Source organism: Kitasatospora sp. NPDC086801 (assembly GCF_044745805.1).
In the GTDB taxonomy this organism is placed as follows: Bacteria; Actinomycetota; Actinomycetes; order Streptomycetales; family Streptomycetaceae; genus Kitasatospora.
This window is the reverse complement of sequence record NZ_JBIVAX010000010.1, coordinates 17,241-36,048: the sequence shown is the minus strand read 5'-3', so window position 1 is coordinate 36,048 and position 18,808 is coordinate 17,241. Positions and strand designations below refer to the sequence as shown.

The window sequence follows — 18,808 nt, the reverse complement described above, 5'->3', positions numbered from 1 at the left end:
TGGGCGGGACTTCCGTCCGTCCGCCCGTCCCACCGGAGTGCTCGTGCTGCACCTTCGCCTGATCGTCCCGCCCGACCTACGGGAGCCCGTGCTCGGCAGCCTGGACGCCGTGGTCGGGGTGACGCACGTCGTGGTGCTGCCGGGCGCGGCCGTACGGCCCGCGGGGGACGTGGTGCTCTGCGACGTCGCCCGCGAGTCGGCGGACGAGGTCCTGGGGGCGCTGCGCGGGGCCGGCCTGCCCGAGCGCGGGGCGATCAACGTCTCCGACATCGAGCTGACCCTCTCGGCGGCCGCCGACGAGGCCGAGCGGCTGGCCCCGGGGGAGGGGGCCGACGCGCTGGTGTGGGAGTCGGTCTCCGAGATCACGCACGAGGAGTCCACCCTCACCTGGGTGTTCCTGGCCTTCCTCACCGTGGCGACCATGCTGGCCGCGTGCGGCGCGGTGCTGGACAGCGCGATCCTGGTCGTCGGCGCGATGGCGGTCGGGCCGGAGTTCGGGCCGCTGGCCGGGCTGTGCGTGGCGCTGGTCCAGCGGCGGCTGCGCCCGGCGCTGCGGTCGCTGAACGCGCTGGTCACCGGCTTCGCGGTGGCGATGGCGCTGACCGTCGGGTTCTCGCTGCTGATGGACGGGCTCGGGCTGTTCAGCGAGGCCGAGTTCGACGCCGCGCGGCCGAACACCTCGTTCATCTGGCAGCCCGACGCGACGTCCTTCGTGGTCGCCTTCCTGGCGGGCATCGCGGGCCTGCTCTCGCTGACCTCCTCGAAGGCCGGGATGCTCGTCGGGGTGGCGATCTCGGTGACCACGGTGCCCGCCGCCGCCAACGCGACCGTCGCGCTCGGGTACGGGGACTTCCGGCAGTTCTGGGGCTCCAGCGTGCAGTTGCTGCTGAACCTGCTGGGGATCGTGCTGGCCGGGGTGCTGACGCTGCTGGTGCAGCAGCGGGCCTGGGCGCTGATCCGCCGCCGGCGGACGGGGGAGGAAGGCCGACGGCCGGTGGCGAACACGTGACGGCGAACGGCTGACGGCGCACAGCCGACGGCGAACAGATAACAGCGAACAGATAACAGATAACAGATTTCAGCGAACAGATTTTGAAATCTGTTCGCTGAAGTCCGTCACCCGCTCCCGGGCCGGCACCGCGCCCCGGTCCCGGACCAGCGGCTCGATGCCGCGCGGCGTGGCCGCGACCGCGCGCCACCACAGTCGCAGCGCGGGCGGGTCGACCGGTTCGAAGGGCTTGCCGGGCCGGGGTACCGCCAGCCGGGCGCCGAGCGCCTGGGAGGCCGTGACCACCCGTTCGGCGGGCTCCTCCCAGGGGTGCGTCGCCAGGTTGAAGGTGCACCAGTGGATCGGCATGAGCAGGTCGCCGCCGAGGTCCAGGTGGGCCCGGACGCCCTCCTCGGGCGTCATGTGCACCTCGGGCCAGAAGTCGCTGTACGCGCCGACCTGCATCATCGTCGCGTCGAACGGCCCGAGCCGGCGGCCGATCTCGGCGAAGCCCGGGAAGTAGCCGGTGTCCCCGCTGTGGAAGATCCGGTGCCCGCCGCCGGCCACCACCCACGACGCCCAGAGGAACAGCGCGCTGGTGCGCGGGCCGCGGCTGCAGTAGTGCCGGGCCGGCGTGGCGGTGAGGGTGAGCCCGGCGACCTCGGCCGACTCCCACCAGTCGAGTTCGACGATCCGTCGGCCCGGCACCCCCCAGCGCTCCAGGTGCGCGCCGACGCCGAGCGGGACGGCGAACACCGCGTCCGTTCCGATCAGCGTGCGGATGGTGGCCATGTCGAGGTGGTCGTAGTGGTCGTGGGAGACCACCACCACGTCCACCGGCCCGAGTTCGGACAGCGGCAGCGGCATCGGGTGCAGCCGCTTGGGCCCCGTCCAGGCGAACGGCGAGCAGCGCTCGCCCCACACCGGGTCGATCAGGAGCCGCCGCCCGCCGATCTCGGCGAGCACGGTGGCGTGGCCGAGCCAGGTGAGCCGCAGTCCGGAGTCCGGCGGCAGGGCGAGGTCGACCGGGAGCAGCCGGTGCACCGGTACGGCGGCGGCCGGCGCCCGGCGGGTCTTGTCCCCGCTCAGCTGGGCGCGGGTGATCTCCAGCGGGCTGCGCTCGTAGACCAGGCGGCGGGTGGGCAGCGGGTTGCGGAAGGCGCCGTCGGCGAACTGCGGGGAGCGGTGGATCCGGGCCAGCCGCTCGCCCCGGGGTTCGGCCCCGAAGGCCTCGGCCCGGACCAGGTGCCAGGCCGCGCGGGGCAGTCGCGCCAGGACCGGCCCGGTGCGGTGCGCGGTCGCGCCGACGGCCGGGCCGGTGGTCGGGCTGGTGGTCGGGCTGGTGGTCGGTGGGGTGATGAACTGCGAGGACAGACCGGCGAGGCGGGAGAACCAGGGGGCGGGGCGGGGCAAGGCTCCTCCAAGGACGGTCACGGCTACCGGGCGTGCCGGGGCGCGTATCCGGGCGACTGGTGAGGCCGCTGCGATACGACAACCATCTCGTCGGAGATTACTCGCCGTGGGCCGTCCGGACCTGGTGAGCGGCCCCGTGCGGGCCAATCGGCGTACCCCGCCGCTGCCGCCTGCCGCCTGCCGCCTGCCGCCTGCCGCCTGCCGCCGCGCCCACCGCCCCGCCGCGCGTGCCCCGGGCCCCCGCCCGGTGCCGCTACGCGTAGAAGCGGGTGATCGTCTCCGCGACGCAGTGCGGCTTGGCGCTCTCCGCGCTGGTGATCGTGAACCGCACCACCGCCTGGACCCCGCCCGGCACCTCGGTGGCCGAGAGCAGTTCGGCGGTGGCCCGGATCGCCGTGCCCACCGGCACCGGTGCCGGGAAGCGCACCTTCTCCGAGCCGTAGTTCAGCGCCATCCGCACGCCCTCGACGCCGTAGCACTCCTTCGCCAGCACCGGGATCATCGACTGGGTCAGGTAGCCGTGCGCGATGGTCGAGCCGAACTGGCTCTCCTTGGCCCGCTCCGGGTCCACATGGATCCACTGGTGGTCGCCGGTCGCCTCGGCGAACAGGTCGATCTGCCGCTGCCCGATGGTGTGCCACTCGCTGGTGCCCAGTTCGGTGCCGACGGCGGCGGTCAGGTCGGCGAGGGAGGCGAAGCTCGTCACGGTGCGCTCCTGGGGGAGGGGTCAGGACGCCGGAAGCGTATGCCTACCCGCCGGTATCTGTCAGCGGTGCGGAACCGGGAACAAGGGGGCGCGGAACTGGAGGGGCGGTCCGCAGGCGTCCAGAGGTCCGCAGGCGTCCAGAGGTCCGCAGGCGTCCAGAGGTACGGACGTTCAAGGGTGCAGGGCGTCCAGGGACGGAGACGTTCAGGCCTGTCGGGTGTTCAGGAGCGCAGCGCCCCGCGCCCCAGCGCGTCCTGCCCGGTCGGGAACAGCCGTCGGCCGCTGACCAGTTCCGGCACCAGCGCGACGAACAGCGGCTCAGGGTCCCCCACCCACGGCCGCAGGCCGGAGCGCAGCACCCGCCGCACCTGCTCGGGCTCGCGCACCGCGTCGGCCCGGCCGTGGACCAGCACGCTCCAGCCGGTCCGGGTGACCGGGTCCAGCAGGTCCGCCTGAAAGGCCACCACCGTGCCGTCAAGCCCGCGCGCGGTGGCACTTCCCCGGCGCACGGCGAGCACCAACCGTCCGTCCAGGACCTCGAAGGAGACCGGCAGCACGGCCGGCAGCGCGTGCTCGGTGTACACCACGCGCCCGACGGGCACGGTGCTGAGCAGCCGCAGGCACTCGGCCTCGCTCAGGGTCTCCACACGGTCCTCACGCTCCATGCGTCCGATCGTCCTCCGGTCGGCGCGCGTGTCGATAGGGCCCATGGTCCCTGAGCGGACGGGCCGGGAGCCCCGTCGGCGGCCGCCCGGAGCGGTAGCCTGCCCGGCGGCGGTACGGTACGCGCCCCTGTGCACCACGGCAGCGGTGGGCGCGGCGGGCGGCCCCGGGTGCGCCGGGGCCGGCATGGGAGGGGGCGTGCGGATGGCGGGCGGGGTCGACCTGGTGGTGATCGGGGCGGACGGCGGGCCCGATCGGGGCTTCGGGGGCTCGGCGCTGGCGCCGGACGGCGCCCGGCTGCTCGCGCGGGTGCTGCCCGGGATGTGCTTCGACGTCGGCGCGGCCGGCTGCCGGGTCACCGAGGTGGCGCCGGACGCGGATGCCAACGCGATGCTCACCGCCGTCCGGGAGGCCGCCCAGCACCCGGGCCGGTGGCTGGTGGTCTGCCTGGTCGGCCAGTTGGCGGCCGATCCGCGCGGGCGGCGGCTCGCCCTGGTGACCGGCGGCAGCACCGCCGACAACGCCTACCGGCGCGGTCTGGCCTGGGACTGGGTGGTCAGCGCGATGGTGCACGGCGACCAGGAGGAGGCCCTGCTGCTGGTCGACGCGGTGGCCGACCGGGACACCTGGGCGGCGCTGGAGCGCGGCGGTGGCGAGGAGGGCGCGGGTGAACTGCTGGCCTACCCGCGCGTCCCGCTGTGGGGCCGGGTCGGCCGGTACACCCCGGGCAGACGCGGCCGGGACGCCGTACTGCCGGGTGGTGAGGGATCGTTCAGCCACGCCCTGACCACCGTGCTGCGGCAGGGTGTCCCGGGTGCCCCGGCCGCCGTCGCCCCGTTGGATCTCCAGCCGTCCGTCGCGGCGCTGCTCGACGGCGGCGAAGCGTCGGGTAGTTCGGGTGCGCCGGGCGCGCGCCTGCTCGTTCCGCCGCAGGGCGGGCGCCTGTTGATGCGCAATCGGGCCGCAGTTCGGGGCGCATTGGCCGGATTGTCGCTTTCCGAAGAACTGTTGGCCGTTCTGTGGCGGGAAAGTGCCCCGACGGAACCGCCTTCCGCGTAAGGTCAGGTGGCCTGAGGTGTTGCCGTGATGGGGTGGGTTGGCGAAGAATCGACCCCCAGCGGAAACACCTGCGGGACGGCGGAATTCTTCCGGCGGCCACGGATCATGGATCGGTCGGTCGCGACGAGGTGGGGCGATGCGGCAGCGCGGAAATGTGTTGCGCCCTGGGGCGGTTGGGGTCGGTGGGGTGGTTCTGGTGTTGCTCCTCGGCGCGTGTGCGAGCGGCGGTGCCGATGGTTCCGTCGATCGGCTCGGAACGGCTGCGCCCAGCGTTGCGGGATTGGATCCGGTACCTCCTTCGGGTGGTTCGGCAAACGCCTCGATCGCGCCGACGGAAGGGCCGGAGGGCGCGATGGGGCGGCTGGCCCTGAAGACGTATCAGGACTGGTGGCAGGCCCAGTCCGAGGCTTTCGGGCGATCGGATTCGGACGGATTCGCTCTGGAGACGTACTCCTCCGGGCGGGCCCTTACCGACACCCTGGTCAGTCTCCGCCAACTTCGCGACGCCAAACTGGTGATGACCGGAACGCCGCGCAATTCGGCGGTGGTCAAGGCCATTGACCTGAAAGCCGATCCGCAGACCGCCGTGATCGAGGACTGCGTCGACGTATCGGGATGGCACCGCGTCGACGCCGTCACCCAGGTGGCGAAGGATCCGGGCGACCGACTGAACCGCTACGTCGCGACCGCTTCCCTGCGCTGGTTCCAAGCACGTTGGCTGATCTACGACTTCAAGCGGGAGGTGGACCGGACATGTTGAACACGCGTAAACCGGCCCGGCGATTCGCGATCCTCGCGCCGTTGTCCGCCGGGTTGCTGTTGGCCTCGGCGGTGTCGGCGGCGGCGGACGAACCGCCGGGCGGAGGCGCCGAACAATGTTACCCGGACGTGATCTGTTCCGGGGTCAACTCCGGCGGCAAGAAACCGAATCCCGGACCGTCGCAGCCCGGCGGTGGCGGCGGTGGCAGTACGGGCGACGGGCCGCTGCTGTGCAGCTACCACGACCAGCAGTGGCCCTGCCACGACCCGGAGCGCGGCTGGTTCAACAGCGACTTCGGGTGCTACTTCCGCCCGCTGGACAACCCGCCCCCCGAGGGTGCCTCGGAGTGGCGGGGCCACAAGCCGTCCGAGGGCGCGCTCTACTCGAAGGTCTGCCCGCAGACGGGCGGTGGGCAGGACGGCGCCGAGATCGTGTTCGAGGCCACCTCGCCGGCCGGGCCGCCGGCGCTGAACCTGGTGGACGTCGGCTTCGGCTTCGCCCACGAGATGCGTTTCCCGAAGCCGACCGCAGGCGTCGCGCCCAAGGGCACGGCGGTGGTGAAGGCGCCGGTCTGGCTCTGGCTGGACGGCGTCGCGGCGCCGGCGTTCAAGACGCTGTCCGTCCCGGGGGCCTCCGTCACCGTCACGCCGGTGCTGAGGGGCGTGACCTGGACCTTCGACAGCGGCGTCTCCGTGACCTGCGACAAGGCCGGGACGCCGTACGACCCCAAGTACGGCGCCGCCAAGTCGCCGGACTGCGGCTACGAGTTCGCCGTGGGCTCGGGCACCAAGAAGAGCGGCGTCTTCGACGGCACGGTGACGGCGAACTGGGTGGGCGAGGTCGTGGTCACCGGGCCGAACGCGAAGACCTTCGACGTCAAGATGCCGCAGTCCTCGAAGTTCACGCTCAAGGTCGCCGAGGTGCAGGTCCTCAACTGACCCGGCGGTGGCGGACGTCCGACGCCGCGCGGCCCGGGCACCGCGGCCCGGGCGCGGACGCCCCGAGCGCCCCGCCCCGGGCACTGACCACCCGAGTACCTGACCACCCGAGCACCTGAGCACCTGAGTACCTGAGCACCGACGACCCGAGCACCGAATACCCAGCACTGACGACCCGGAACGAGCACGAGGGAAGGGCGGAACCCGGTGGAGAACCGTACATTCGCGACGCCGGGATCCGGCACACCCGCAGGGGCCACGGTGTCCGTGGCGGTCCCGGACCAGGGGCAGGGACAGGGGCAGGGGCCGGGCGAGGCCCCGGGCCGCGGCGAGGGCAAGGGACGCGCCACCCCGCACGCCCCCGGCCGGACGCTGCGGGCCCGGCGGCGGCGCCCGGCGGTGCTGGCGATGGCCGTCGCGCTGATCGCCGCCGGCGGCCTGGGCGGCGCGGTGCTCTACAACAGCACCGGCCAGCGGGTCGCCGTGCTGGCGCTGGCCCGGGACATCCCGTGGGGGCAGGTGATCACCGACGACGACCTGGTGGTGGCCCGGATCGCCGGCGACCCGGCGCTGCGGCCGCTGGCGGCCACCGAACGGGACAAGGCGGTCGGCATGCGGGCCGCCACCGACCTCAAGCGCGGCGCGATGCTCACCAGGGGCGACGTCGCGCAGACCCTGGCCGTGCAGCCCGGCCAGATCGTGGTCGGCGTCTCGGCCAAGCGCAGTCAGCTGCCCGCCAGCCGGCTCCAGCCCGGGTTGCAGATCGTCGTGGTCTACACCCCGGACAACAGCAAGGCCGACTCGATGCCCGCGACGGTCATCACGGTCGGCCGGGTGGACACCGACGGCAGCCAGGTGATCGACGTGGCCGTCGGCGCGGCGGACGGCCCCCGGCTGGCGCAGTGGGTGGCTGGCGGCCGGATCCAGGTCCTGCTGGCCGGCCGCGCCGCCGCGGCGGGCGGCGCGGGCACCGGCGGCAGCGCCGCGCCGACGGCCCCGCCGACCGGGGCCGCCTCCGGCACTGCCACGGCCCCGGTGCCCCCGGCCGGGGCGGGTGGCGCCTGATGGCGGTGATCGCGGTGGCCGGCGGACCGGGCGCGCCCGGCGCGACCACGGCGGCCCTGGCCCTGCTGCTGGCCTGGCCGCTGGAGTCCGGGCGGCGGGTCCTGCTGGTGGAGGCCGACCCGGACGGCGGCGCGGTGCTCGCGGGTGCCCTGGAGGGCCGGGTCGACGCCGTGTACGGGCTGCGCAACCTGGCCGTCGCCGACCGGCGTGGACTGCTCGCCCAGACCATCTGGGAGCAGCTGATCGACCTCTCGCCCGAGGGCACCGCCGAGCGGCTGCTGCTGCCCGGGCTGACCGACCCCACCCAGGCCCCGGGCCTCGCCTACACCTGGGAGCCGCTCGCCGACCTGCTGCACGGCCTCGAACCGCAGGGCTACGACGTCATCGTGGACCTCGGTCGCTCCGGCGCCACCGGGGTGAGCGCGGTGCTGGCCCGCCGGGCGGACGTGGTCGCGGTGACCGTCCGCACCACGCTGCGCGGCCTGAGCTCGGCCCGGCCCCGGCTGTCCGTGCTCGCCGAGGACCTCGCCACGGCCGGCACCGGGGCGGACGCGCTCGGACTGCTGCTGGTCGCCGAGGGGCCGTACTCGGGGGCGGAGGTGTCGCGCGAGTTCGGCCTGCCGGTGCTGGGGCTGCTGCCGCACGCCACCCGCACCGCCCGGGTGCTCTCCGACGGCGGCGACATCACCGACCGGCGGTTCATCCGCTCGGAGCTGATGCGGACGGCGCGTTCGGCGGCGGACGAGGTGCAACTGCTGGTCCGCCGGCGGCGACAGCGGCTCGCGCCGACCGCCGCGCCGATCCCGGCGCAGCTCACCGCCGCGACCCGGACCGAGGGCCAGCCCCAGCCCCAGACCGCGGCCCACGCCCAGCCCCCGGTGCCGACCCCGCAGGCGCCCTCGCCGACGGCGTACCGGCCCGTGGAGGAGGAGCAGCCCTCCTACGCCCCGCCCACCCCGCCGCAGCCGGTCGCGCCGGTGATCACCACCGGCCCGGTGGCGCCGCTGGCCGGGCTGGCCCCCCATCCGGCCGCACCGGCCCCGTTCCCGGGGCACGCCCAGCAGCCGCAACCGCCGTACGGGCCGCAGGCCGGCTACGCCGGGTACGACCGGCAGGCCGGTGCCCCGTACGACCGGCAGGCCGGGTTCACCCCGTACGACCAGCAGGCCGGGGCCCCCTACGACCAGGCGCCCTCGTACGTCCGCCCGGAGCCCGAGGACGACGGCCGCTACCCGCTCCAGCAGCCCGCCGCGACACCCGATCAGACCCACCCGAACGGCCCGCAGCCGTACAACCCCGGGGAGGTGCTCCGTGCGCGGTAGCCCCCTGCACCAGCACCCCACGGCCGACCCGGCCGCGCTGCCCTGGGCCACCCCGGCCCAGAGCCCGGCCCAGAGCCCGGCCCAGGTCCCGACGCAGGGTCCGACGCAGGGCCCGCACCAGACCGCGGGCCAGGCGCCGACGGCCGCGCCGCCCCAGGCCTACCGGCCGGGCCCCGTCGCCCCGCAGCCCGGGCCGCCGTACGCCCGGCCGGGCGGCGCGGCCACGCCCACCGCCGTGCCGTCCCAGCTGCCCTCGCTCGACCTGCGCGGCGCCGCCACCCGGCCGGCCGTCGACCCGCAGGTGGCCCGAGAGCTGAAGCGCCAGGTCGCGGCCGAACTGCACCAGCAGATCACCCGGTTGACCGCCACCTCGGGCGCCGAGCCGGACCGCGCCACCCGCCGCCAGCGCGGCCGCGCGCTGATCGAGGAGGCAGTCGCCCGCTGGTCCGACGCCTACGCGCAGACCCACGGCATCCCGCCCACCCGGGAGCAGGACCGCGCGCTCGCCGAGGCCGTCTTCGACCTGCTGTTCCGGGCCGGGCGCCTCCAGCCCTACCTGGACGACCCGGAGATCGAGAACATCCTGATCAACGGCTGTGACGACGTCTGGGTCTCCCGGGTACACCAACCCCTGCGCCAGGTCCCGCCGGTGGCCGACAGTGACGCCGAACTCGTCGAACTGCTCCAGGACTTGGCCCGCCAGCACGGCGGCGGCGAGCGCAGCCTGTCCACCGCCAGCCCGACCCTCGCGCTGCGCCTGGAGGGTGGCATGCGCCTCCAGGCGCTCACCGAGGTGACGCCCCGCCCGTACGTGGCGATCCGGCGCCACCGGGTGGCCTCGGCGACGCTGCCGGAGATGGTCGAACTCGGCACCCTGGACAGCACCTTGGCCGCCTTCCTGGCCGCCGCGATCCGGGCCCGGAAGAACGTGATGATCACCGGCACCCAGGGCGTCGGCAAGACCAGCCTGCTGCGCGCGATGGCCGCCGAGATCCCGCCGGACGAGCGGATCGGCACCCTGGAGTCGGAGTTCGAACTGTGGCTGCACACTCTCGGCCACCTGCGCCAGGTCGTCCCGATGGAGGCCCGCGAGGGCAACGGCGAACGCGTCGAAGGCCGCCTGGCTGGCGAGTTGACGATCGGCGACCTCATCCCGGCGGCGCTGCGGATGACGCTGTCCCGGATCATCGTCGGCGAGGTCCGATCCGGCGAGGTCGTCCCGATGCTGCGGGTCATGACCAACGGAGAGGGCGGCTCGATGTGCACCTTGCACGCCCGCGGCCCGCACATGGTCGTCGACCGCATCGCCGAACTCTGCCTGGAGTACGGCTCGCACATGACCGACTCGCTCGCCTACCGGCTCACCGCCAACGCCCTGGACCTCATCGTGCACGTCACCATGGTCGACGAGACCGCCGTCGGCGGCCGTCGGCACCGCTTCGTCTCCCACGTCCTGGAGGTCACCGGCCTCGGCGAGAGCGGCCGACCCGCGCTGAACACCGTGTTCGGCCCCCGGGTGGACCTCGGCGAGCCGCGGGCCGTCCCGCACACCCCGCCGCAGTGCCTGGACGACCTGCGCCGGGCCGGCTTCGACGCCGCCCTGCTCGGCTCCCGCTTCGGCGGCTGGGCCGGCCCGCTGCAACTGCGGATCGGCGGTGGCGCGCGATGATGCTGCTGTTCGCCCTGTGCGGGCTGGCCGTCGCGGGCGGCCTGGTCGCCCTGGTGGCCTGGGCCCGCGGCAGCGAGCCAGCGGACGAGGACGAGACCCCGGAGCGGGACAACCCGCTGGCCGGCCGCGCCCACGTCTTCTGGTACGGCGCACCCGGCGCCGCCTCGGCCCGGGTCGCGCGGCTGCGCCGGATCCAGCTGCCGCTCGCGCTCGCCGGCGCCCCGCTCGCCTGGCTGTTCACCGGCATTCCGCTGGCCGCGCTGCTGGTGCCGCTGGCCGTGTTCGGCCTGCCCTGGCTGTTCGACACCACCCGCCCGGACACCCGCCGGATCGAACGCCTGGAGGCGCTGTCCGAGTGGACCCAGCGCATCGCCGACGTGCTGCTGCTCGGCGTCGGCCTCAACCAGGCCATCGTCACCAGCCGCCGCACCGCCCCCGCCGCCCTGGAGGAGGAGATCGGCGAACTGGCGGCCCGGCTCCAGGCCCGCTGGCGGCCCGAGGAGGCACTCCAGGCCTTCGCCGACAGCCTCGCCGACGCCACCGCCGACAAGGTGCTCGCCGCGCTCGTGCTGCGGTCCGGCGACAGCGGCCCCGGCCTGGCCCGGGCGCTGTCCGACATGGCCGACTCGGTGCGCGAGGAGGTCCGCCAGCGCCGCGCCATCGAGGCCGACCGGGCCAAGCACCGCACCACCATCCGCTGGCTGGTCGGCATCATCGTGCTGGTCGTCACGGTCGGCTCCTTCAACACCGAGTACACCCGGCCGTACGGCTCGCTGCTCGGCCAGATCGTGCTCGCCGTCGTCGCCGCCCTGTTCGTCGCGATCATCGCCTGGATGCGCGCCCTCGCCTCGCACCCGCCGGTGCCCCGGCTGCTGGCGCCCGACCGGCGCGGCAAGGCCGGGCGCCGTGCCCCGGTGCGCGAGGACGAGGCCCTCCAGCACCTCGGGGAGGTCCGGTGATCTCCCCCTGGTCCGTGCTGGCCGGGGCCGTCGCGGCCGGCGGCGTCGCCCTGCTGATCGCCGAACTGCGGCCCGCGCCGCCCGACCTGCGCCAGGCCCTGGACCGGTTGCACCCCACCCCCGCCGAACGGGCCGCGGACCCGGACGAGCGGCCGCGCTGGTACGACCGGATCGGCGAGCGCTCGATCGGCCTGCGCGGGGTGTCCGTCCCGCACCGCGAACTCGCCCTGATCGGCCGCGCCCCGGCCCGGTTCATGGTGCACAAGCTGCTGTTCGCCGCGATCGGCCTGCTGCTGCCCGCCTACCTGGGCGCGATGGCCGTGCTGATGGACATCGGCCTGCCCTTCGCCCTGCCGCTGCTGGCCGGGCCGCTGCTGGCCGGCCTGCTCTGGTTCGTCCCCGACGCCATCGTGCGCGGCGAGGCCAAGGAGGCGCGCACCGAGTACCTGCACGGCATCGCCGCCTACCTCGAACTCGTCGCCCTGGAACGGGCCGCCGACTGCGGGCCCGCCGAGGCGCTGCGCCGCGCCGCCGCGGTCGGGCGCGGCACCGTGTTCCGGCGCATCCGCGACGCCCTCGACCGCGCCGCCACCGACCGGCTCCCGCCCTGGGCCGGACTCGACGCGCTGGCCGAGGAGTTGGGGATCATCCCGCTACAGGACGTGGCCGACATCATGCGGCTGTCCGGCACCGATGGCGCCGCCGTGTACGACACCCTGCGGGCGCGCGCCAAGGGCCTGCGCGGCGAACTGCTCGCCGAGGACCTCGCCCGTGCCAACGCCGACAGCGAACGGATGGTCGCGCCCGGGGCCGCTCTCACCCTGCTGATGACCGTCCTGATCGTCTTCCCAGCGCTTCACCAGATGCTCAACTAAACCTCCTCACAGAGCATCTGACACCACACCACACTTCCCCGGGAGACCCGAATGACCGTCCGACTCGCCCACCTGGCAGGCCGGCTGATCCGGCCCGCCCTGCTGCCCGTGCAGTTCGCCCTGCTGCTGTTCACCCTGCGGCTCGGCCGGCTGCGCGCCGCCCGCGCGCGCGGCGACCGCGGCGCGATCAGCATCGAACTCGCCCTCGCCATCATCGCGTTGGTCTTCGTCGCGGGTGCCGTCGCGACCGCGCTGTACCTGCTGAAGGACAAGGTCGTGCAGAAGGTCGAGCAGGACCCGAACATGCCGGGTGCGGGCGCGGGAGGCGCCACCAAGTGACGTACCGACCTCGCCGCCGCGGCGACCGGGGGTCGATGAGCGTGAGCCTCGCCATCGTCTTCCCGGTCGTCCTGGTGCTCCTGATGCTCGTCGTCCAGGCCGCGCTGCTGTGGTACGACCGCCAGCTCGCGCTCACCGCCGCCCGCGAGGGCGTGGACGCCGGCCGGATCCAGGGCAACGCGACGGACGAGGTGAAGAACGAGGCGGCGCGCCGACAGGCCAGGGACTTCCTCGACCGGCAGGGCGTGCACTCGTACACGGTGACGACCGACGGCAGCACGCCCGAAGTGGTCCGGGTCACGGTGGCGGTGCGCCCGCCGCTGCTGATACCCGGGCTGTCGGCGCCCGCCCTCACGCAGTTCGCCGAGGCGCCGCGCGAGCACTTCGTCCCGCCGGTGGCGGTGGGGCCGTGAGACGGCGGACCCGGGCCGCGCGCCGACCCCGGTGGTGGCCGGTCCGGCGGGGCGACGGCGGCGGGGTCGCCATCGAGGCGGCGATCGTCGTGCCGCCCGTGGTCGGGCTGGTCCTGGTGGCCATCGCCGCGGGTCGGGTGCAGACCACGGCCGGTACGGTCGAGGCCGCCGCTCGGGCCGGCGCCCGTACCGCCTCGTTGCAGCGCAGCGTCGACGGGATGACGCAGCCGGGCAGGGACTCGGCCTTCGCGACGCTGCGCCAGCAGGGCGTGTCCTGCCGCAACGGGGACGTCCAGGTCGTGCCCGGCCGGCTCGACCTGCCCGGCGGCGCCGTCACGACCGTCAAGGTCACCGTGGTGTGTGACGTCGAACTGGCGGACCTGCTCGGCGGGCCGTCCGGCGTACCCGTGACGAAGCACCTCGTCGGCGAGTTCACCTCCGTGGTGGACCGCTACCGGGGCACATGACGGCCCGGCCCGGCACCCGGCCGGACCCGGGCCGCAGCGGGGGATTGGGGACGGCCCGCGCGGGGGAGACGCAAGCGGAGAGCGCACGGGGAATGGCGCGACGGGACCGGCCGGCGCCCGGTGGGGGCCGGTGGGGAGGACGAGGTGCGGGAGGGGCAGGGGGGATGGGAGTGCCTGTCAGGGCGCGGCGTCGGCGCCGCTCCGACCGGGGCGCGGTCGCCCTCTTCGTGGCGATCTGTGCGGCCTACGTCGTGCTCGTCATCGCCCTGGTGATCGACGCCGGCGGCCGGCTGCGGGTCGCCGAACGCACCGACGCCTACGCCCAGGAGGCCGCGCGGGTCGGCGGACAGCAGCTCGACCAGGCCGCCGTCCTCCAGGGGAAGGGCTTCAAGGTCCAGCAGGACTACGTCCGGCAGGCCGCGGACGCCTACCTGGCCCTGTACGGCCTGCAAGCCGGCGAGGTCGAGTTCTCCGGCGACGGCAAGGTCGTCACCGTCACCGTGCGGGCCGACTACCGGCCCGTCCTGCTGGGCGCGCTCGGGGAGCGGAAGGTAACGGGCAAGGGCAGTGCGACCCTCGTCCACGGAGTCGAGAAAGCGGAGACCGACTGATGGCCGCGCCACGTGCCAAGGACCAGGCCCGAACCGCCCCGGGCCGGGCTCGAACCGCCAAGGACCAGACCCCGGGTGCCAAGGGCCGGGCCCGCACCGGGCACCGGGCCGTCGGCCGGCCCGCCGCCCCGGTGCCCCGCCCACCGCGCGGGCGCGGCCGCGGGGCAGCCCTGATCACCGCGCTCGCCGCGCTGGTCACCCTGCTCGCCCTGCTGCTCGGCGTCCCCGCGCTGCTGCTCTACGGCACCCGCGCGGTCGCCGCGATGGGCGAGGTCGCGCCGGACGGCGTCGGCCAGGCGCTCACCGGCCCGGACGACGGACGGCTGTTCCTCTGGCTGCTGGTCGTGGTCGGCTGGCTCGCCTGGGCCTGCTTCGCGTTCTCCGTCCTGCTGGAGATCCCCGCGCAGTTGCGCGGCCGCATCGCCCGCCGCATCCCCGCCTTCGGCTGGAGCCAGCGGATGGCGGCCGGCCTGGTCGGTTCGGTGTTCGCGCTGATGCCGGTCGCCGGTTCGGCCTTCGCCGCCGCCCCCGCCCACACCGCCACCGCTCCGGCCCAGTTGGCGGCCGGCGTGCAGCGCGCCGCCCTGCCCGCCGCCCAGGCCACGCCCGCCCTGGCACCCGCCGCCGAGCAGAACCCCACGTACACCGTGCGGGACAGCCGGCCCGCCGACAGCCTGTGGTCCATCGCCGAACGCCAACTGGGCTCCGGTGAACGGTGGGTGGAGATCGCCAAGCTCAACGACGGCCGGGTGATGGACGATTCCGGCGTCCGCTTCGACGCCGACCGGCCGATCCAGCCGGGGTGGGCGCTGCTGATGCCGGGGGACGCGAAGGCGGACGAGGCGGCGCCTGCTCCTGCGCCTACCCCTGCACCTGCTCCGGAGCCCGCTCCCGCTCCTGCTCCCGGTGCCGGGTCCGCGTCCGGGGCGCCGTCCGGGTCGGCTCAGGTGCCGCAGTCCGGGACGGAGCCGGGTGCGGGCGGGCACGCGACGGTGACCGTCCAGAGCGGGGACAGCCTGTCCGCCATCGCCCAGCGGGAGTTGGGCGACGCCGAGGCGTGGCCGAAGCTGTTCGAGGCGAACAAGGGCGCCCAGGCGCCGGGCGGGGAACGGCTGACCGATCCGGACGTGGTGGTGCCCGGGATGGTGCTCGCGGTGCCGGGGGCGGCCGCTCCTTCGCCTGCTTCTTCGCCCGCGCCCGATCCCGCTCCGGCACCGCAGCCGGCGCCGTCGACCGGCCAGCCGCCGGCCGACCAGGCGCCCGCCACCCCCGCCCCCGCGCCGACCCAGGCCGCACCGACCCAGGCCGCGCCCCAGCCGGCGACCCCGGCACCGACCCACACGCCCACGCACGCGCCCGCCCCCGCCGCGCACGCCTCCGCCGCGCACGCCGAAGCGGCCTCCAACGGCGACTACTCCATCGCCCTCACCGCCTCCACCGTCGGTGTCCTGCTCGCCGCCGTCATGGTCGGCACCGTCGCCCACAAGCGCGGCACCCAGCTGCGCGCCCGGCGCCCCCGGCACCGCATCACCATGCCCGACGCCGAGGCCGCCGCCTTCGAGAACGAGCTCAGGGCCCGTCAGGACGACGCCGGCCTCGACCTGCTCGACCGCGCCCTGCGCACTATGGCCCGCAACACCGTGCGCGGCGGCAAGCGCCTGCCCGCCATCGTCGCCGCCCGGATCACCCCCGGGCACACCATCGAACTGCACCTCTCCGGCCCGGCCACCCCGATCGCGCCGTTCCGTGCCGCGCACGCCGCCAACGTCTGGTGGTGCAGCCTCGACTCCGGCGACCTGCTCAGCGCCGCCCAGGCCCGCAAGACCGCCGCGCCCTACCCCGCCCTGGTCACCCTCGGCACCTCGCCCGACGGCTCGGTCGTCCTCGCCGACCTGGAGGCCGTCCGGCTGCTCCACCTCTCCGGCCACCCCGACGACGCCCGCGACATCCTGCGCACCCTCGCCATCGAACTCGCGCACAGCCCGCTCGCCGACCGGCTCCACCTGCACCTGGTCGACCTCGCCGAGGAGGTGCCGGTCAGCGGCCCGGCCGCCGAACGCATCCACCGCCACCCCACTCTGGAGGCCGCGCTCGCCGCCCTCGGCCCGCGCACCGCCAAGGCCCGCGCCACCCTGGTCGCCGCCGAGGCCGCCAGCCCGCGCGACGCCCGCAGCCGGGGCCAGGCCGACGAGTCCTGGACCCCCGAGATCGTGCTCTGCGCCCAGCAGCCCGGCGGCGACGTCCCCGCCGAACTCGGCCGCCTGCTCGACGCCCGGCCGCGCACCTGCGTCGCCGTCATCACCCGCGCCCCCGAACGCGGCAGCGGCCCCGTCGCCCGCTGGACCCTCCCCACCACCGGCCAGGCGGCCATCCCCGGCCTGCACCTCACCGTCGAACTCCAGCGGCTCAGCGACCAGCAGTACGACCAGGTCGCCGAACTCCTCCGCGCCGCCGACGACCTCACCCAGCACCCGGCCCCCGCCTGGACCCTGGACGGTCCCGGCCTCGACCCCGACGCGGACGACGACGACGCCGACACGGCCGAACTGCCCGCCGCCGTACCCGTGCTGGCCGCCGTCGGCGCCTCCGCGGCCGGTGCGCAGGGCGGTAAGGACACGGCCGCCGGGCCCAGGCTGCTCGCCAGGGTCATCGGCACCGGGGCCAGCCCGTTCGCGGGCACCGACCCGGCGACGCCGGTGCCGGCCCCTTCGGCCGGGCCGGGGCGGTACGCGGTCAACGGGCAGGGGCGGCAGGCCGCCTCCGCCGAGACCGAGGCCGAGGCCGGACCCGAGACGGAGACCGGAGTCGGGGCTGAGGCCGGGGCTGAGGCTGAGGAAGAGCTCGCGGTCGGGCAGGCCGTGGACGAGGCCACCGACGAGGCCACCCGGGACCTGCGCCGCCCGGGCGCGGCGGCGGGGGATGCGGCGGCGGGGGATGCGGGGGAGGCGCCGCAGCAATCCCCTGCGGTCGTCCTCGCCGTCCAGCCCGTGCCGTCCGTGGCGCCCGTGCCGTCCGTGCCCGCCGTCCAGCCCGTCCAGCCCGTCCAGCCGGTCGTGCCGCAGTCGCCCGCCGAGCCGGCCCCGGTCCACCAGCCCGCGCCCGCGCCCGTCGGCGTCGACCCGCGCGTCCCGCCCCGGCCGGAGCCCTCGCCTGACCTCGTGCCCGGTCTCGTGCCCGGCACCCAAGCCCAAGCCCAAGCCGAAACCGATTCCTCCGTAGAGCCAGGAGCCGAACCCGGAGCCGAGCCCGGCCCCGCCGCGAGCGCGCCGGTCGCCCAGACCACCCCCGGGCGCAGCGACAGCGACGACCTGCTCGCCATCCTGCGCTCCCCGGAGGCACACGCCACCCGCAACGCCCCCCGGATCCGCCTGCTCGGCCCGGTCGACGTCGCCGGAGCCCTCGGCGCCGCCGAACCCGGCGCGCTGCCCCGGCTCACCGAACTCGCCGTCTACCTCGCGCTGCGGCCCGGCGCCGACCACCACGCCCTAGATCACGACCTCCACCCCGGCGCCGCCCACCTCGACCCGCACCCCACCGCGGCCGACGCCACGAGCCCGCTTCCCGGCAAACTCGCCGATCTGGCCGCCTGGTTCGGCACCTCGCCCGAGGGCCGCGCCTTCCTGCCCACCGACACCACCGACGGCTACTCCTTCACCCCGGTCGTCACCTGTGACTGGGACGAGTTCCGCAGCCTCTACCGGCGCGGCATGCGCAGCACCAGCGCCACCGCCGACGCCGCCCTCGCCCACGCCCTGGCCCTGGTGCGCGGCGCCCCGTTCGCCGAGGCCCCGCCCGCCTCCTACGGCTGGGCCGAGGCCGAACGCCAGGACATGATCGCGGCGATCGTCGACACCGCTCACGAACTGGCCGCCCGCCGCCTGCAGTACGGCGACCACCGCAGCGCCGAGGCCGCCGTCTTCCGCGGCCTCGCCGTCGCCCCGGACGTCGAACTCCTGCACCGGGACCTCTTCTACGCCTACGCCTCGGCCGGCGCCCGCGACCAACTCCTGCGCGCCGTCAACCGCCTCGACGCGCTCAGCCGCCGCACCGGCCGCGACCTCGACGCCGACACCGTCGCCCTGCTCCGCGACCTGCTGGCCGGTTCCTGACCCCCGGCATGCCGCTGCCCGGCCGCCCCTCGGGGTGACCGGGCAGCGGCATACCGGGTCCGATCGGTCCGATCGGTCCGATCGGTCCGATCGGTCCGATCGGTCCGATCGGTCCGATCGGTCCGATCGGTCCGATCGGACCGGTCAGGCCGGTCAGGTCAGGCCGGGCCGGGCAGACGCACCGGCCGTCGACGGTGCGTTCGGTGGCGGTGTGGACGTCCCGGACGGCGGTGACCGGGACCTGGGCCACCGCCACACCCACGCGGGTCCGGTCCGCCGGCGTCCGGGCGACGACGTCGACCTGCCCCTGCTCCGCCACCGTGGCCCGGGCGAGCACGCTGAAGACGTACGCCCCACCCTCGACGCCGTAGCCGTCCGCCCACAGCTCGACCACCTCCCCGCCGTCCAGCGTCAGATGCCAGGGCAGGGGTGGTCCGGCGGCGAAGTCCATG

18 protein-coding genes are annotated in these 18,808 nt (G+C 75.3%); 14 read left to right on the top strand and 4 right to left on the bottom strand.

Features of this window, described 5'->3' with window-relative positions:
• The first annotated feature begins 43 nt into the window (after positions 1–43).
• Positions 44–1,009, top strand: a complete 966-nt coding sequence (locus tag ACIPLC_RS14250; RefSeq protein WP_400473248.1) for a DUF389 domain-containing protein — start codon at positions 44–46, stop codon at positions 1,007–1,009.
• Between the two features lie 69 nt (positions 1,010–1,078).
• Here the strand turns inward: ACIPLC_RS14250 and ACIPLC_RS14245 are convergent, their stop codons facing one another.
• From ACIPLC_RS14245 to ACIPLC_RS14235, 3 genes are all read right to left on the bottom strand, one after another.
• The gene (locus ACIPLC_RS14245; RefSeq protein ID WP_400473383.1) at positions 1,079–2,263 is read right to left on the bottom strand and encodes an MBL fold metallo-hydrolase; all 1,185 of its coding nucleotides are present in this window, start codon (positions 2,261–2,263) and stop codon (positions 1,079–1,081) included.
• 391 nt (positions 2,264–2,654) lie between these two features.
• Complete coding sequence (locus ACIPLC_RS14240) at positions 2,655–3,107, bottom strand: MaoC family dehydratase (protein WP_363579191.1); 453 nt, start codon at positions 3,105–3,107, stop codon at positions 2,655–2,657.
• A 221-nt stretch (positions 3,108–3,328) separates the two neighbouring features.
• Complete coding sequence (locus ACIPLC_RS14235; RefSeq protein ID WP_400473247.1) at positions 3,329–3,772, bottom strand: pyridoxamine 5'-phosphate oxidase family protein; 444 nt, start codon at positions 3,770–3,772, stop codon at positions 3,329–3,331.
• Between the two features lie 202 nt (positions 3,773–3,974).
• Between ACIPLC_RS14235 and ACIPLC_RS14230 the strand changes: the two genes are divergently transcribed.
• The 13 genes from ACIPLC_RS14230 (at position 3,975) to ACIPLC_RS14170 (ending at position 18,356) form a co-directional block, all read left to right on the top strand.
• On the top strand, positions 3,975–4,829 hold the full coding sequence (locus ACIPLC_RS14230) for a hypothetical protein (protein WP_400473246.1): 855 nt from the start codon (positions 3,975–3,977) through the stop codon (positions 4,827–4,829).
• A gap of 187 nt (positions 4,830–5,016) precedes the next feature.
• The gene (locus tag ACIPLC_RS14225; RefSeq protein ID WP_400473245.1) at positions 5,017–5,589 is read left to right on the top strand and encodes a hypothetical protein; all 573 of its coding nucleotides are present in this window, start codon (positions 5,017–5,019) and stop codon (positions 5,587–5,589) included.
• Positions 5,583–6,527 (top strand): hypothetical protein, encoded by a 945-nt coding sequence (locus ACIPLC_RS14220; protein WP_400473244.1) that lies wholly within the window; start codon positions 5,583–5,585, stop codon positions 6,525–6,527. Before ACIPLC_RS14225 ends, ACIPLC_RS14220 begins: the two co-directional genes overlap by 7 nt.
• Before the next feature lie 261 nt (positions 6,528–6,788).
• Complete coding sequence (locus ACIPLC_RS14215) at positions 6,789–7,592, top strand: SAF domain-containing protein (protein ID WP_400473243.1); 804 nt, start codon at positions 6,789–6,791, stop codon at positions 7,590–7,592.
• Positions 7,592–8,914: a hypothetical protein gene (locus ACIPLC_RS14210; RefSeq protein ID WP_400473242.1), complete on the top strand. Its 1,323-nt coding sequence runs from the start codon at positions 7,592–7,594 to the stop codon at positions 8,912–8,914. Before ACIPLC_RS14215 ends, ACIPLC_RS14210 begins: the two co-directional genes overlap by 1 nt.
• Entirely contained in the window at positions 8,904–10,583 is a 1,680-nt protein-coding gene (locus ACIPLC_RS14205) for an ATPase, T2SS/T4P/T4SS family (protein ID WP_400473241.1), read from the top strand. The genes ACIPLC_RS14210 and ACIPLC_RS14205 overlap by 11 nt, the downstream gene beginning before the upstream one ends.
• The gene (locus ACIPLC_RS14200; RefSeq protein WP_400473240.1) at positions 10,580–11,542 is read left to right on the top strand and encodes a type II secretion system F family protein; all 963 of its coding nucleotides are present in this window, start codon (positions 10,580–10,582) and stop codon (positions 11,540–11,542) included. The genes ACIPLC_RS14205 and ACIPLC_RS14200 overlap by 4 nt, the downstream gene beginning before the upstream one ends.
• Positions 11,539–12,417: a hypothetical protein gene (locus ACIPLC_RS14195; RefSeq protein WP_400473239.1), complete on the top strand. Its 879-nt coding sequence runs from the start codon at positions 11,539–11,541 to the stop codon at positions 12,415–12,417. The genes ACIPLC_RS14200 and ACIPLC_RS14195 overlap by 4 nt, the downstream gene beginning before the upstream one ends.
• A 51-nt stretch (positions 12,418–12,468) precedes the next feature.
• Entirely contained in the window at positions 12,469–12,756 is a 288-nt protein-coding gene (locus ACIPLC_RS14190; RefSeq protein WP_400473238.1) for a hypothetical protein, read from the top strand.
• Entirely contained in the window at positions 12,753–13,169 is a 417-nt protein-coding gene (locus ACIPLC_RS14185; protein WP_400473237.1) for a TadE/TadG family type IV pilus assembly protein, read from the top strand. Before ACIPLC_RS14190 ends, ACIPLC_RS14185 begins: the two co-directional genes overlap by 4 nt.
• Positions 13,166–13,636 carry a TadE/TadG family type IV pilus assembly protein gene (locus tag ACIPLC_RS14180; RefSeq protein WP_400473236.1) on the top strand — a complete coding sequence of 157 codons (471 nt, stop codon included), beginning with the start codon at positions 13,166–13,168 and terminating at the stop codon, positions 13,634–13,636. The genes ACIPLC_RS14185 and ACIPLC_RS14180 overlap by 4 nt, the downstream gene beginning before the upstream one ends.
• 164 nt (positions 13,637–13,800) lie before the next feature.
• The gene (locus tag ACIPLC_RS14175) at positions 13,801–14,247 is read left to right on the top strand and encodes a hypothetical protein (RefSeq protein WP_363579169.1); all 447 of its coding nucleotides are present in this window, start codon (positions 13,801–13,803) and stop codon (positions 14,245–14,247) included.
• Positions 14,247–18,356: a LysM peptidoglycan-binding domain-containing protein gene (locus ACIPLC_RS14170; RefSeq protein ID WP_400473235.1), complete on the top strand. Its 4,110-nt coding sequence runs from the start codon at positions 14,247–14,249 to the stop codon at positions 18,354–18,356. The genes ACIPLC_RS14175 and ACIPLC_RS14170 overlap by 1 nt, the downstream gene beginning before the upstream one ends.
• Here the strand turns inward: ACIPLC_RS14170 and ACIPLC_RS14165 are convergent.
• The gene (locus tag ACIPLC_RS14165) at positions 18,283–18,807 is read right to left on the bottom strand and encodes a hypothetical protein (RefSeq protein ID WP_400473234.1); all 525 of its coding nucleotides are present in this window, start codon (positions 18,805–18,807) and stop codon (positions 18,283–18,285) included. The two genes, ACIPLC_RS14170 and ACIPLC_RS14165, sit on opposite strands and share 74 nt — an antisense overlap.
• Position 18,808: the final 1 nt, after the last annotated feature.

Excerpts from the sequence above, each read along its gene's own strand:
- ACIPLC_RS14235 (WP_400473247.1), bottom strand. The coding sequence starts at position 3,772 with ATGGAGCGTGAGGACCGTGTGGAGACCCTGAGCGAGGCCGAGTGCCTG.
- ACIPLC_RS14230 (WP_400473246.1), top strand. The coding sequence starts at position 3,975 with ATGGCGGGCGGGGTCGACCTGGTGGTGATCGGGGCGGACGGCGGGCCC.
- ACIPLC_RS14220 (WP_400473244.1), top strand. The coding sequence starts at position 5,583 with ATGTTGAACACGCGTAAACCGGCCCGGCGATTCGCGATCCTCGCGCCG.
- ACIPLC_RS14210 (WP_400473242.1), top strand. The coding sequence starts at position 7,592 with ATGGCGGTGATCGCGGTGGCCGGCGGACCGGGCGCGCCCGGCGCGACC.
- ACIPLC_RS14200 (WP_400473240.1), top strand. The coding sequence starts at position 10,580 with ATGATGCTGCTGTTCGCCCTGTGCGGGCTGGCCGTCGCGGGCGGCCTG.
- ACIPLC_RS14190 (WP_400473238.1), top strand. The coding sequence starts at position 12,469 with ATGACCGTCCGACTCGCCCACCTGGCAGGCCGGCTGATCCGGCCCGCC.
- ACIPLC_RS14175 (WP_363579169.1), top strand. The coding sequence starts at position 13,801 with ATGGGAGTGCCTGTCAGGGCGCGGCGTCGGCGCCGCTCCGACCGGGGC.
- ACIPLC_RS14170 (WP_400473235.1), top strand. The coding sequence starts at position 14,247 with ATGGCCGCGCCACGTGCCAAGGACCAGGCCCGAACCGCCCCGGGCCGG.
- ACIPLC_RS14165 (WP_400473234.1), bottom strand. The coding sequence starts at position 18,807 with ATGGACTTCGCCGCCGGACCACCCCTGCCCTGGCATCTGACGCTGGAC.